Annotated in this window: 11 protein-coding genes; 1 reads left to right on the top strand and 10 read right to left on the bottom strand. The window is 70.2% G+C overall.

What is annotated here, in order from left to right; all coding sequences use genetic code 11:
* Window positions 1–254: 254 nt before the first annotated feature.
* From VFV21_RS07335 to VFV21_RS07355, 5 genes are all read right to left on the bottom strand, one after another.
* A complete protein-coding gene (locus tag VFV21_RS07335; RefSeq protein ID WP_329668778.1) occupies window positions 255–2093 on the bottom strand; it encodes an autotransporter domain-containing protein in 1839 nt (612 codons plus the stop codon).
* Between the two features lie 195 nt (window positions 2094–2288).
* A complete protein-coding gene (locus tag VFV21_RS07340; RefSeq protein ID WP_329668779.1) occupies window positions 2289–3491 on the bottom strand; it encodes a sialidase family protein in 1203 nt (400 codons plus the stop codon).
* A gap of 31 nt (window positions 3492–3522) precedes the next feature.
* Complete coding sequence (locus tag VFV21_RS07345) at window positions 3523–4104, bottom strand: DUF2062 domain-containing protein (RefSeq protein ID WP_329668780.1); 582 nt, start codon at window positions 4102–4104, stop codon at window positions 3523–3525.
* Window positions 4105–4110: 6 nt separating this feature from the next.
* Entirely contained in the window at window positions 4111–5988 is a 1878-nt protein-coding gene (gene mnmG, locus VFV21_RS07350) for a tRNA uridine-5-carboxymethylaminomethyl(34) synthesis enzyme MnmG (protein ID WP_329668781.1), read from the bottom strand.
* Between the two features lie 445 nt (window positions 5989–6433).
* A complete protein-coding gene (locus VFV21_RS07355; RefSeq protein ID WP_329668782.1) occupies window positions 6434–7552 on the bottom strand; it encodes a hypothetical protein in 1119 nt (372 codons plus the stop codon).
* Between the two features lie 79 nt (window positions 7553–7631).
* Here VFV21_RS07355 and VFV21_RS07360 point away from each other — a divergent pair, with 79 nt between their 5' ends.
* The gene (locus VFV21_RS07360; RefSeq protein ID WP_329668783.1) at window positions 7632–8597 is read left to right on the top strand and encodes a DMT family transporter; all 966 of its coding nucleotides are present in this window, start codon (window positions 7632–7634) and stop codon (window positions 8595–8597) included.
* 18 nt (window positions 8598–8615) lie between these two features.
* Here the strand turns inward: VFV21_RS07360 and VFV21_RS07365 are convergent, their stop codons facing one another.
* The 5 genes from VFV21_RS07365 to VFV21_RS07385 form a co-directional block, all read right to left on the bottom strand.
* Window positions 8616–9602, bottom strand: coding sequence for a hypothetical protein (locus VFV21_RS07365; protein ID WP_329668784.1), 987 nt, complete (start codon window positions 9600–9602; stop codon window positions 8616–8618).
* A 76-nt stretch (window positions 9603–9678) separates the two neighbouring features.
* Complete coding sequence (locus VFV21_RS07370) at window positions 9679–9948, bottom strand: hypothetical protein (RefSeq protein ID WP_329668785.1); 270 nt, start codon at window positions 9946–9948, stop codon at window positions 9679–9681.
* 37 nt (window positions 9949–9985) lie between these two features.
* The gene (locus tag VFV21_RS07375) at window positions 9986–10963 is read right to left on the bottom strand and encodes a hypothetical protein (RefSeq protein ID WP_329668786.1); all 978 of its coding nucleotides are present in this window, start codon (window positions 10961–10963) and stop codon (window positions 9986–9988) included.
* A 113-nt stretch (window positions 10964–11076) separates the two neighbouring features.
* A complete protein-coding gene (locus VFV21_RS07380) occupies window positions 11077–12054 on the bottom strand; it encodes a hypothetical protein (RefSeq protein ID WP_329668787.1) in 978 nt (325 codons plus the stop codon).
* A 159-nt stretch (window positions 12055–12213) separates the two neighbouring features.
* Window positions 12214–13197 carry a hypothetical protein gene (locus tag VFV21_RS07385; RefSeq protein ID WP_329668788.1) on the bottom strand — a complete coding sequence of 328 codons (984 nt, stop codon included), beginning with the start codon at window positions 13195–13197 and terminating at the stop codon, window positions 12214–12216.
* Window positions 13198–13257 lie beyond the last annotated feature (60 nt).

The following is a 13257-nucleotide window of genomic DNA, read 5'->3' on the forward strand; positions in this document are numbered from 1 at the left end:
TCTCCATCCGGTGTGCGACCTACTTCCGGGGCGACGTCGCACACAGACATAGGTCTGCGGAAGTGGAGGCAGGAGGCCGGAACGGCCGACATCAGTGGTCAGGATGACGCTCCTGAGTCGGGCCGCAGACCTATGTCTGTGGGCGGCGGCGCTGCGCGGAAGCCAAGGCGTGCGGCTATTCGTGCACAAGGTGCACGCGCGAAAAAGAAAGGCCGCCCGGAGGCGGCCTTTCGGGTGGTGCGAGGTGTCTGGGATCAGAACGTGGTGCGCAGGCCCAGGCCGAAGGTGTTGCGGTCCTGCAGGTCGTCCGCGAAGCGGCCGTTGTAGGAGAGGTAGGCCGTGGTGGACTCGCCGACCATGAACTGCACGCCGACGTCGGCGCTGATCCAGTCCTGCGACGGCGTGAAGCCGCCGAGGGTGAAGCGGCCCGGCATCGAGTTGGAGCCCGCGTTCACGCGGACCTGGTCGTCCTCGCCTTCCTCGTTGAACGCCACGCGCGCGAACGGACGGATCGCACGCTCGCTGTCGCCGAGGTTGCCCATCAGCTGGTAGCCGACGCGCGTGACCAGCGAATCGCGGTCGAACTCGGAGAAGTTCATCGAGGTGGCCGAACCGCTGCTCTCGGCGTAACCGTCGACGGTCTGCTGCACCCACTGCGCGCCGATGAACGGACCGTGCTGCAGGCCCTCGGCCGAACCGAACAGCCAGCCCAGGCCCAGCTCCGCGCCGTACTGGCTGGCGTTGGTGGTGCCGGATTCCTCGCGGACCGTGGCGCCCATCTCGATGAAGCGCGAGATCTCGACGTCGGTGCTGCCGCCGCTGACGCTACCGTGCACGTAACCGCCGCCACCGAAGCGCAGCGCGCCGCCGATCGAGCCGATCACCGAGTTGCTGTCGATGTCGGCGCTGGCGACGCTGTTGTCGTGGTTGCCGAGCGTGATGCCCACGCCCCAGTAGGCGTTGTCGCTGATGCGGTGGTTGGCGCCCAGGGTCAGCGACAGCGCATCGGCGTCGCCGCCGAGGATGTTGGTGCTGGCGTTGTCCTCGTACTCATGCTGGCCGAAGTTCACGGTCGCGAAGCCGCGGACCGAGCCCACCTCGCGGTTGAGCTGGAAGTCCGACATCAGCTCGTCGTTGATGGCGCGGCCGTGGTCGGCGGCGGCCTGCAGGCCGCCTTCACCGGCGTAGGACACCTGGATCGGCGCGGCGATGGTGGACAGCACCACGTTGGCCAGGATGCGGTGCGCGGCGCCGGTCGGGTGCACGCCGTCGGCGAACAGGTAGGTGTCGTTGGTGCCCGGCGCGTACGTCGCCGGCAGGCCCGAGCCCGACGGACCGCAGGCCACGGACGAGCCGGTGCAGGCGACGCCGGTGACGTTGGTGAAGCCGTACAGGCCCGGGTTGGCGACGATCTCGGCGATCAGGCCGAAGGTGTTGATGGCGATGATGCCGTCGCCCAGCGAAGCCAGGCCGGTGTTGAGCGCCGAGTTGTAGACCACGGTGATCTGCGACACCGACGACGCGGTGGTCGGGCTGGCGCCGAACTGCGGCGTGGCGCCGAGGTTGGGCAGGTTGTAGACCACGATGTAGCGCGCGCCGGCGGCCTGGAGGCGACCGATCTGCTGCACGTACGACGTGGCCGCGGCGACCGTGTTGGCCTGCGCGGTGGCCGGGTTGCCCAGCGAGGCGAAGATGTCGTTGGCGCCGCCCCAGACGCTGTACAGCGCGTTCGGATCGGCGCGACCGCCGGTGGCGGTGAGGTACTGCGTGATCTGGGTCGGGATGCGCGGGACCGCGTTCAGGCAGGGACCGGTCGCGGTGACGCAGGCGCCGCCCCAGGCGAAGTTCGGGCCGCCAGCCAGCGAGTTGGTGGAGGGCAGGCCGAAGTAGCGGGCAATGATTTCAGCGGCGACCGGATCCGGATTGGTGGTGAAGCTGTTGCCGGGCGGCAGGCCCGAGATGGCGGCGACATTGCCGGCGTCGCTCAGGCTGTCGCCGAACACGAAGAAGCCAGTGAAATTCTGCGCCTGGGCGGCGCCGGCGCAACCGAGCGCGAGCGCAACGGCGCCGGCCAAACGATGGAAACGGGGCATGGGAAACTCCTGTCGGACTGTAGTTAAGTGCGTGACCACGCGCCCAGGGTCTCCTCAAGGTGCCGCGCGGCGCATGCGCCGGCTGCACTCCCTCCCCTTGAGCCGCTGCCTCCGCCCCCGGTTGGCCGGAGGCGTCGCTGCACCTTAATCCAAAGCCTGAATCCGTACCACTAGGTACAGTCGGGCCGTTCCCGTTCAGGGTTGGACACGGGCGCCGCGCAGGCGGGGCTGGCCGTCCACGACCTCGGTCCAGGCCAGCCAGGCCTGGCCATCGCGCAGCTGCATCCGGGGGAAACCGGTGCCCCGGCCGCGGCCGGTGACGTCGGCGACCTTGGCCCGGAAATGCTCGGCCTCGAGCGCGGGGCTGAAGCGGGCCACCCACAGCGATTGCCGGCCGCCGGTTTCCTGCACCCAGCTCATCCAGACGCCGCCGGCGTCGGCCGCCAGGTCCACGCGGCCCTGCTGGGCCTCGCCCACCGCCACTTCGCGCATGCCGCCGAAGGTGTCGCCGCCGTCGGTCGAGCGCGCCAGCCGCACCGAGGGCGCGGCGCCGGCGCCGGTGTACCAGGCCACCCAGGCGTCGTTGCCGCGGGCGGCGATGGCCGGACCGTTGACCGGGCAGGCCGGCATGAACCACTGGTCGGCGTGCACGCGCACCGGCCCCGTCCAGGCCTTGCCGTCGAAGCGGCTGACGCGGATGTCGCGGATCTCGCCCTCGGCGCGATCGCGGTAGGCCAGCAGCACGCCGCGCGCGCCGATCGCAGTGTCGGTCTGGCAGCAGTCGCAGGTCATGGCGTCCACTTCGGACTCGCCGCGCTTGCCGCCGTCGGCGCCGAAGCGGGCGCTGCGCAGCGTCATCGCGCCACCGTGCCCGTCGTGTCCGCCCCCGTGGCCACCGGCGCTGTGCCGGCCGTCGAGCCAGGCGATGCCGACTTCGTCCTTCGACTGCGGCCAAAGCGTGGCAAAGCCGTGCTCGGTCGGCGTGCCGTCGTCGTGCACCGCGCCGAGGGAGCGCCAGGTCCCGCCACCGTCGCTTGACACCTGCAGGCGCACGTCGTAGGCGTAGGTGGCGGTGCCATTCTTGACCAGCGTATGCGCCCACAGGCTGCCGTCGGGCAAGGCCTGCAGCGCGGGGAAATCGGCCCAATTGACGAACCAGTCGTCGCCTTGCGCGATGGTGCGCACCGGCGACCACGCCGCTGCGCCGGTGCTGCGCGCAAAGCGCAGGCGATGGCCGCCCCCGGGGCGGCGCTCGATCCAGCTCAGCAGCAAGTCGCCGCCGGGCGCCACCGACAGGTTCGGCTGCGACGCGCCGGCCGGCGCGGGCAGCGACCAGGGCGAGACGGAGGCGGCCGCGGCGAGGCCGGGGGCGAGCAGCAGGGCGAACAGGATTTTCATGCCGGCAATCTAGTCAAGCCGGCGCCGCCTGTCACTTCTCCGCGGGCGGCGGTGGGTCCGCCGGCGCATGCAGGCGGTGCAGCGCGCGCAGCTGCGCGCTGAAATGGCGGGCTTCCCAGGCGAGCAGTCGCCAGCCCACGTCCAGCACCACGGCCAGCCCCAGCCCCGCCACCAGGCCACCCACCACCAGCGCATTGACGCGCGTGCCGATCTCGCCGACGCCTTCGCCGTAGCCGGTGAGCGCGATCAGCCACTGCCCCAGCGCATGCGTACCGAGGTAGATCGGGCCGAGCGTGAGCGGGTTGGTGATCATCTGCAGCGCGATCATCACCGTGAGGTTGCCGCGCACCAGGATCGCCAGCGCCAGGCCGATCGCCACCTGTAGGCCGTACACCGGCATCAGCGCGAGCACCGCGCCGACGTAGAGCGAGGGCATCACCTGCGCGCGCTTGAACGACCACAGGTAGGGCCGCTTGCGCGCGGCGGCCGCGAACCACTTGATGACCGGATAGCGCGCGACGTTTGCGCGCCGGGGCAGCGGCCGCAGCCAGCGCCGCAGCCGGCGACGGCGGGCCAGCCACTGCCGGTGCAGCGGGTGCGAGCGGACCGGCATCGTGGATCAGGCCACGCGGCGACCGCGGCGCTTGGCCAGGCAAACCAGCAGCAGGGAAATCGCGGCCGGCGTCATGCCGGGGATGCGCTGGGCCTGGCCGATGGTTTCCGGGCGCACGGCGGCGAGCTTCGCCTGCAGTTCAGCCGAGAGGCCGGGGATGCCGGCGTAGTCGAAACCTTCCGGCAGCTTCGTGTCCTCGTTGCGGCGGCTGCGGGCGATCTCGTCGTGCTGGCGCTCGAGGTAGCCCGCGTACTTCACGCCGATCTCGACCTGTTCGGCCACGGCGGCGTCATCGACGCCGGGCGCCAGCGAAGGCAGCGCGGCGATGGCGGCGTAGTCCAGCTCGGGCCGCTTCATCAGGTCGAGCGCGGTGCACTCGCGGCTCAGGGTGACGCCGGTGGCGTCGGCCAGCTCGCGGGCCAGCGTACCGCCGGGCGTGGCCCACACCGCCTGCAGGCGCGCGCGCTCGCGTTCGACCGCCTCGGCCTTGCGCGAGAACGCCGCCCAGCGCGCCTCGTCCACCACGCCGAGCTCGCGCCCGACCGGCGTCAGGCGCGCGTCGGCGTTGTCCTCGCGCAACTGCAGCCGGTACTCGGCGCGGCTGGTGAACATGCGATAGGGCTCGGTGGTGCCGTGCGTCACCAGGTCGTCCACCAGCACGCCGAGGTAAGCCTGGTCGCGGCGCGGCGACCAGGCCTCGCGGCCCTGCACCTGGCGCGCGGCGTTGAGCCCGGCCAACAGGCCCTGCGCCGCGGCCTCCTCGTAGCCGGTGGTGCCGTTGATCTGGCCGGCGAAGAACAGGCCGTCGACGAGCTTGGTCTCGAGCGAGGCCTTCAGCCCGCGCGGGTCGAAGTAGTCGTACTCGATGGCATAGCCCGGGCGCGTGATGTGCGCGTTCTCGAAGCCCTTGATCGAGCGCACCAGCGCCACCTGCACTTCGTACGGCAAGGACGTGGAGATGCCGTTGGGATAGACCTCGTGCGTGTCCAGGCCCTCGGGCTCGATGAACACCTGGTGCGAGGCCTTGTCGGCGAAGCGGACGACCTTGTCTTCGATGCTGGGGCAATAGCGCGGGCCCACGCCTTCGATCACGCCGGCGTACATCGGCGACTGGTCGAGCCCGCCGCGGATGATCTCGTGCGTGCGTTCGGAGGTGTGCGTGATCCAGCAGCTGACCTGGCGCGGGTGGTCGGCGGCGCTGCCGAGGAAGGAGAACACCGGCACCGGCGTATCGCCCGGCTGCTCGGCCAGGCCGGTGTAATCGATGCTGCGGCCGTCGATGCGCGGCGGCGTACCGGTCTTGAGCCGGTCCACCGCGAACGGGCGCTCGCGCAGGCGCTGCGCCAGCGTGGTGGCGGGCGGGTCGCCGGCGCGGCCGCCGGGGTAGTTCACCAGCCCGACGTGGATGCGGCCGGCCAGGAAGGTGCCGGCGGTCAGCACCACCGCGCGCGCATCAAAGCGCAGGCCGCTCTGGGTGATCACGCCGGTGACGCGGTCGCCTTCGATCACCAGGTCGTCGACGGCCTGCTGGAACAGCGAGAGGTTGGGCTGGTTCTCGACGAGGCTGCGGATCGCCTGCCGGTACAGCACGCGGTCGGCCTGGGCGCGGGTGGCGCGCACGGCCGGGCCCTTGCTGGCGTTGAGGGTGCGCCACTGGATGCCGGCGAGGTCTGCGGCGCGGGCCATCGCCCCACCCAGCGCGTCGATCTCACGGACCAGATGGCCCTTGCCGATGCCGCCGATGGCCGGATTGCAGCTCATCTGGCCCACCGTCTCGAGGCTGTGGGTGAGCAGCAGCGTGCGCGCGCCGACGCGGGCCGAAGCCAGGGCGGCTTCGGTGCCCGCGTGTCCGCCGCCGATGACGATGACGTCGTAGCTGTGCATCCGCTTTTCCGAGGGTCCGCGGTCCGGGCCGCGAGTGGGGCGCGGATTATCCCGCGGGCCGTGCCAACCTGCACACGACAGGGTTGGCACGCTTCCTGCTTAATCCCAATGGCACCTGCCGCGGCCAACGCCGGGGGGCGTCGACCAGACTGAACAGGGGCTGGTCAGGCGCGCGACAGGGATGCCAGGGTCGGGAACTCCCGGGGGGGAGTTCCCGACCCTTTTTTTTTGCGGTTTTGAAAGAAGGACGCGATTTCGCGGTCCTGGAAGAAAGTCGGCGCCCGGCGGGTCTTGGAACAGGGGGAATCCAGGGGACCTGGTGCCGGGCGCCGAACAGGCGATGCGGGGGCATGCATGAGCGTCACCATGTGACGCTCCGGGTCAGTCAGCGGCCACAGGATGCGCCGGCCAGTCGGTCGGTGCAACGTCACCGGGGCCGAAAATCCTATTGTTCGTCGACGCGTCCTTCGTTTTGTGACGAACTTCTCGTTTCCGGCGGGGCCGGCCGCTCGCGCGGCGCCGGCGGGTCCGGACGGGCCGCTGGCTCCGGGCGGTAGGCCGGCGACGGCGCAGGCCGATACATCTCTCGCGGCTCCGGGCGCGGGGCCGGACGCATCTGCGGCATCTCGCGCTGCGCCGGGCGCATGTCCGGCGCCGGGCGCGGGCGCGGCGCATACGCCGGCTCCTCGCGCGGCGACGGCAAGCGGCGGTACTCCGGCTCCGGGCGCGGCGACTCGCGGTACTCGGGTCGCGGCGACTCGCGGTACTCCGGACGGGGCGACTCCCGGTACTCCGGACGCGGCGGCTCGCGGTACTCCGGGCGCGGCGCCGGCTCCGACCAGCGCGGCTCGGTGCGAACCGGCGACGGCCGACCCACCTCCCGGTCGCCCGGGTTCTTGCGCGAGGACTCGCGGAAATCCGGACGCGGCATCGGCCGCGCTTCGCCCTCCCCGCGGACAGGCGGCGGGTTGCTGCCGCCCGGGCGGCCCGGACGACCCTCGGGGTCGACGATGACGGGGTTGCCGATGCGGTTGCGCGGGAAATCGGGGCGCGGCATCGGCGTCGGCCGCACCGTGCCCGGATCATCGCCCCCGGATGAACCCGGCGGCGGGCCGGGCGGCGGGCCAGGTGGCAGACCCGGCGGCGGCACCGGGCGCCCGCCGTGGTCCGGACGCGGGCGCGGATAGTGCGGGCGGTAGTAATACGGGTCGTACCAAGGCGACCAGTAGCCGCCATAGCCGTAACTGCTGCCGAAGCCCCAGTAGCTGCCGATGCCGATGCTCCAGCCCGAATACGACGGCCGGTAGTGGCGGCTCCAGAACGGCGAGCAGCCGTACCAGCTGATGCAGGCGTAGCGATCCCAGCTCCACGACGAGTAACCGTAGGGATCGTCGTAGTAATAATCCGGCGCTTCGTAGTAGTCGCCGTACCCGTCGTCGGCCGGGTAGTAGTAGCCGCCGTCCTGGTAGTAGCGGTCCCGGGCGGGATAGTACTCGCCGTAGCTGACGCAGCCGGTGAGTCCGAGCCCGAGCAGCACGGCGAGCAAAAGGTTGCGGCGCGACATATGGCGTTCCCCCCGGAAGTCGGGCCAGTCTCGGCGCCGGGCGGTGAATCCGTGCTTAACCCTGCCGGCCCTTCCCCGCATGCTACTGTTCGCCGCCTTCACGCCCACGGGACCCACCCACATGTCGCTGCACCAGGCTTCGGGACGATGGCGCTTGGGGCTGCTGCTGGCGCTGGTGACGGCCGCGTGCTGGGCCACGCTGCCGGTGGCGCTGAAGATCACGCTCGAGCAGGTCGATCCCTACACGCTCACCTGGTTCCGCTTCCTGCTGGCGGCCGTACTCATGTTCGCGTGGCTCGCGGCGCGGCGCGGCCTGGGCGGCTTCGCCACGCTCGACCGCAAGCGCTGGGGCATGCTGCTGGCGGCCGCGCTGCTCCTGATCGGCAACTACGTCTTCTACCTGCTGGGCGTGCAGCAGACCTCGCCCGCCAACGCGCAGCTGCTGATCCAGCTGGCGCCGCTGCTGATGGCGCTGGGCGGCATCTTCGTCTTCCGCGAACGCTTCAACGGCTGGCAGTGGCTGGGCCTGGCCACGATCGTGGGCGGCCTCGGCCTGTTCTTCCGCGACCAGCTCGATGGCGGCAGCGCCGGCTACCTGTTCGGCTCGGCGCTGGTGGTGCTGGCCGCGGTGGTCTGGGCCGGCTACGCATTGCTGCAGAAGCAGCTGCTGCTGCGGCTGTCGTCGCCGGCGATGCTGCTCTTCATCTATGTCGTCGCCAGCGTGGTGCTGCTGCCGCTGGCGCGCCCGGCCACGCTGCTGCAGCTCGACGGGCTGCACTGGGCGCTGCTGCTGTATTGCGCGCTGAACACGCTGGTGGCCTACGGCGCCTTCGCCGAAGCGCTGGCGCACTGGGAAGCCTCGCGCGTCTCGGCCATCCTCGCCACCACGCCCCTGCTCTGCCTGGGCGCGGTGGCGGCGACGCAGGCGATCTGGCCGGGCAGCCTGGCACCCGAACAGGTCGGTGTCGCCGGCTACGCCGGCGCCGTGCTGGTGGTCGTGGGTTCGGCGCTGGCCAGCTTGATGGGACAGCGGCCCGGGCGCTGAGGCCCGGGCCGCGGGCGATCAGCCGCCCGGGATGCGACAGCAACGAGCCGACGCGAACCCTTGGACGGACCGGGTGTCTTCGTTCCAAAAAGAACAGAAGTGGCTGGTGTTGCCCGTGCGGCTGGTGATCAGTCGGCCAGTCATGGCCGACATGCTGCAGCCACCGCCCGTGATGGTGAACCCCGCGCCGCACACCGGGCTCGTCGAAGTCACTACCTGCCCCAACGGCATGTTCACGGGCAAGGCGCTCAGCGTCTCGCATTCCAGCGCAGTGACCCGAGGCGCCGAGAAATAACCGACCACATCGCCGACCAGATGGGTCCGGGCAAAGCTGTAAACGCTCAGGTCCTGCGGCCCCGCGCTGCGGTCCAACTTGACCATGACCTCGTTGCCGACGATGTCGCCGGTGTCGTAATTGAGGCTGGACGCCAGTGGCTGGGCGGCGTTGAACGGGTAGGCAGTGATGTAGCCGGGAGCGGAAGGCATGACCACGGTCAGGTTGATGACCGCCGCCGCGAAGTTTCCCTCGGTGCCGATGCCGCAGGGGTTGGCGGCGCCACCTTGGACGGAGTAATCGGACGCGATGGTGATGTTGAAGTGGCGCACTGACTCGGCTTCGATCGGGCCACCCGCCAGACGGGTATCGAACAACCGGCAGGGCGTGACGGGGTAATACGACAGCTCCTGGTCCTGGTTGCCGAGTCCCTGGATGCCGCTGCGCGGCTTGGCGCCGAGCAGGAAGGTGCTCATGTCGTCGAAGTCGGAGGCGCCGGCCGCAGCGCGCAACTCCTCCAGCGAGGCTTCGGCGAAGGCAGGCGCCATTTCGACCGCCCATGCATGCGCGCCAATAGCGTAGGTCTGGCCCACGTAGCCCGACCACTTGGCCACGATGCGGCTCGTGAGTTCCTCACGGGATGGCGTGGCCTCCGGCACGCCGCTGGCGGCAGTAACAGCAGCAGCGGCGCATGCAAGCGCGGCGGCCAGGGAGATCGCTCGAAATCGCATTGCCGTCCTTTCACCAACTGGCACCAAGCGTGCCGCGCGCAAGGGTGACACACTTCGCCGAAGCCGCACGTCGAGTTCAGGCCACTGGCCGAGAAAAAGTCTCGCCACACGCTTCCTCGGCCTCGAATGACACCAGGCGCGTCGCGTAGCTGTTCGAAGTGCAGCCGCCGCGCGGCGGCAGGCCCGGCAGCCGCGTGTTCATGTCCTCGAACGTGGTGGCGGCAGCGGCGGCGGCGAGTTCTTCCCGCGAAGCCTCGGCGAAGGCCGGGGCCATCTCGGCCGACCAGGCCTCGACGCCCTCCGGAAAGGAATCGGCGCAGGCGCGAAGGCCTGCGTCGGTCCCCACCTTTAGGGAGCGGAGGCGCGAACCGTGCCGCGCCGGCTCAGGGGATGGTCACGCGGCAGCAGGTTCGGCCGGCGCGCAGCTCCCGGACGGCGCTGCTGTTGTTCCTGGCCGAACATGTACCCGAGTCCATGTACACCAGCGGCATGTCGAAGCTGCCGGTCTGGCAACGAGTCGAGGTCTCGGTGTAGCCCGCCGGGCAGTTGGGTCCGAAGGCATTGCCGCCAGCACCCGGGTCCACGTTGATGATGGTGAACGCCGTGTTCACGCATTCCGTCACCGGTTGGGATGCATTGCGGAAATATCCGACGATGTCCGCCACCAAGTGGGTCTGGGCAAAGGTGTACACCGACATCTCGTTCGCCGGGATACCCTGGTCGAGCCGGACCACCGCCAGGTTGCCGACGACGCTGCCGGGGGCGTAGTTGAGCGTGGAAGCCATGGGCTGCGATACCCCGACCGGATAGGCCGTGATGAATCCGGCCGCACTCGGATTCACCACGGTGAAGTTGATCACGGCCGCCGCAAAGGAGCCCTGGTCACCGACGCCACAGTTCGTTCCGGAGCCACCCTGCCCGGCGTAGCTGGAGACCGAGGTGACATCGAAGCCGCGGGCGCTGTTGGCAAGGATCTGGCCGCCGGCGACGCGGGTGTCCAGTATCCGGCAGGGCGTCACGGGCACGTACAGCAGGTCGGTGTCGATATCGCCGAAGCCCTGCGTCGATCCGCCGTCGCCTTCGGGCGTGGCCTTGCCCAACAGCGCATCGTTCATGCCCTCGAAGCTCGACGAGGCCGCGGCTGCGCGCAGCTGCGCCATCGGCACGGCCTGCAGCAGCGGCGCCATTTCACCCGACCACTGGGCGCCCGGCTGCTCGTGGGCCTCCTCGACATGAGGGCTCCAGCGCTCCACCAGCTGCCGGCTGAGGCGCTTGCGTTCGTCGGCGTCACCGGCCGTCGCGTCCGAAGCGCAGAGGGACGCGGCGAGCGCCAGGAACAGTACGAAAGAACGAACCTTCATGCGTGTTGCCTCCAGGGGCTAAAAAAGGATCGGCTGCGGCGCGCAACGCTTCGAGCGAGACGTCGGCGTATCGACGCGTTCATCAAGCGGGGACGCGAGCGCGCCGCAAGGGCTCAGGGGATGGTCGTGCGGCAGCAGGTGCGGCTGGAACGCAAGGTGGCGGCCGACGCGCCGCTGTTGCGTGCCGAGCACGTGCCCGACTTGAAGTACACGATCGCCATGTCCCAACTGCTCGATTCGCAATTGGTGGACGACTGCGCGTAGCCCGCCGCGCACACCGGGGCCACGGAGTTGGCGGTCCCGCCCGCGGCGACCGGCGTATCGGTGGTGGCCGTGACGATGCATTCGGTCTGAGGAAGCGACGGGTTGCGGAAGTAGCCGATGATGTCGCCGACGACGTGCGTCTGGGCGAAGGTATAGATGCTGATCTCGTTGGCCGAGGCGCCCTGGTCCAGCTTCACCGTGGCCACGTTGCCGCGGACGTCGCCGGCGGCGTAATTGACCGTGGCCGCCAGCGGCTGCGGGGCGCCGAACGGGAAGGCGGTGATGTAGCCGGCCGCCGAAGGCGTGACGACGGTGAAGTTGATGACCGCCGCCGCGAATGAACCCTGGTTGCCGACACCGCAGTTCGAGGCGTTGCCGCCCTGGAAGGTGTAGTCGGAGACCGCCGTGACGTCGAAGCCGCGGGAGGTATTGGCCGCGATCGCGCCACCCGCGACGCGGGTGTCGAACAGGCGGCACGGGGTGACCGGGACGAACAGCAGGTCGGTATCCACATCACCGAAGGCCTGGGTCGAACCGCCGTCGCCCTCGGGCGCGGCCTTGGCCAACAGGGCCGAGTTCATGTCGTCGAAGCTGGACGCCGCGGCGGCATCGCGCAGGTCGTCCATCGGCACGACCTCGAGCAGCGGCGCCATTTCCTGCGCCCACTGGCCGCCGGGCTGTTTGTGCGCCTCTTCCACGTGGCCACTCCAGCGGTCGAGCAGCTGGCGGCTCAGGGCGGCGCGGTCTTCGGCTTCGCCGGCCATCGCAGCCGACGCCGCCAGTGTCCCGGCGAGCGCCAGGACCAGTGCGGAGCGATTGAGTTTCATGGTGGATCTCCCAGGGATGCGAGCGGTCCGCCGGCCCTTGGCCAACGGATCCATTCCTAGGAACGTGAAAAATGCCTCCCGCCAGCCACGTCAATGGCTCTTTTTCGCTGGCCGGTTGACACCCGGGCTGCCGTTATCGCGGCCTGGTCGAGCCCCGGCTCAGCGCCCCGGGATCCGGCAGCAGCGGGAGTAGGCGATCCCTTCCATCGTGCCGGCGCCCTCGTTGCGGAAAGCGCAGAAATGAGTGCTGGCCAGGGTCCTGGTCGTCACCAAGCGGCCATCGAAGCTCGAGCTGGAGCAGCCGCCGCCGGTGATGGTGTAGCCGGCATCGCAGGCGGGCGTCGAAACCGCTCCCGACGTGCCCGCCAGGATGCTGGCCGTGGTGGCAGTCTTCTCCTGGCACTGCAGCGCCGTGGCGCGCGGCGCGGCGAAATAACCCACCACGTCGCCCACCACGTGCGTCTGCGCGAAGCTGTAAACCGTGATGTCGTTGATCGAATACCCTTGCTCGAGCTTGACGATGACTTCGTTGCCCACGACCTGGCCCGCGGCATAATTCAGGCTGGCGGCCAGGGGCCGAGCCGCACCGCGGGGGTAGGCCGTCAGGTAGCCCGCGGCGCCGGGCGCGACCACGGTGAAGTTGATCACCGCGGCGGCGAAGCTGCCCGCCAGGCCCACGCCACAATCGCCGTCCTCGCCCCCCTGGTAGGCGTAGCTGATGACGGTGGAGATGTCGAAGTCGCGCGCCGAATTCGCGGCTATGGGGCCACCGGCGAGTCGCGTGTCCAGGATGCGGCAAGGCGCGACCGGCACGAACACGAGGTCGGCCGCCGCGTCGCCAAGCGCCTCGGTGGCGTCGCGCGGGGACTCGCCCAGCAGGATGCGATTCATGTCCCCGAAGCTGCGGGCACCGGCGGCCGCCTGCAGCTCCCCGGGCGTGGCGTCAGCGAACGCGGGCGCCATTTCGGCCGCCCATGTGTCCACGCCGATGGCGAAGTGGCGGTCAACGTGACCCGACCATTTGTCGACGATTTGCCGTGCCAGGCTCTCGCGCAACGATTCGTCGCCGGATGGCGCCTGGGCCGCGGCGGCGGCGTGCAGCAGGCAAAGCGCGGCGGCCAGTGCCAGGGGCGTACGGTTCATGCGGACTCCTCGTCAGTGGGCAGGGCCGGCCCGGGTCGGCTCTCTCATGAACCTGCAGAC

This window comes from Arenimonas sp. (assembly GCF_036275555.1).
Lineage (GTDB): Bacteria > Pseudomonadota > Gammaproteobacteria > Xanthomonadales > Xanthomonadaceae > Arenimonas.

Coding starts and splice junctions, on each gene's coding strand:
- VFV21_RS07345 (WP_329668780.1), bottom strand. CDS start 4,104: ATGCCGGTCCGCTCGCACCCGCTGCACCGGCAGTGGCTGGCCCGCCGT.
- VFV21_RS07335 (WP_329668778.1), bottom strand. CDS start 2,093: ATGCCCCGTTTCCATCGTTTGGCCGGCGCCGTTGCGCTCGCGCTCGGT.
- VFV21_RS07340 (WP_329668779.1), bottom strand. CDS start 3,491: ATGAAAATCCTGTTCGCCCTGCTGCTCGCCCCCGGCCTCGCCGCGGCC.
- VFV21_RS07360 (WP_329668783.1), top strand. CDS start 7,632: ATGCTACTGTTCGCCGCCTTCACGCCCACGGGACCCACCCACATGTCG.
- VFV21_RS07355 (WP_329668782.1), bottom strand. CDS start 7,552: ATGTCGCGCCGCAACCTTTTGCTCGCCGTGCTGCTCGGGCTCGGACTC.
- VFV21_RS07375 (WP_329668786.1), bottom strand. CDS start 10,963: ATGAAGGTTCGTTCTTTCGTACTGTTCCTGGCGCTCGCCGCGTCCCTC.
- VFV21_RS07380 (WP_329668787.1), bottom strand. CDS start 12,054: ATGAAACTCAATCGCTCCGCACTGGTCCTGGCGCTCGCCGGGACACTG.
- mnmG (WP_329668781.1), bottom strand. CDS start 5,988: ATGCACAGCTACGACGTCATCGTCATCGGCGGCGGACACGCGGGCACC.
- VFV21_RS07385 (WP_329668788.1), bottom strand. CDS start 13,197: ATGAACCGTACGCCCCTGGCACTGGCCGCCGCGCTTTGCCTGCTGCAC.
- VFV21_RS07365 (WP_329668784.1), bottom strand. CDS start 9,602: ATGCGATTTCGAGCGATCTCCCTGGCCGCCGCGCTTGCATGCGCCGCT.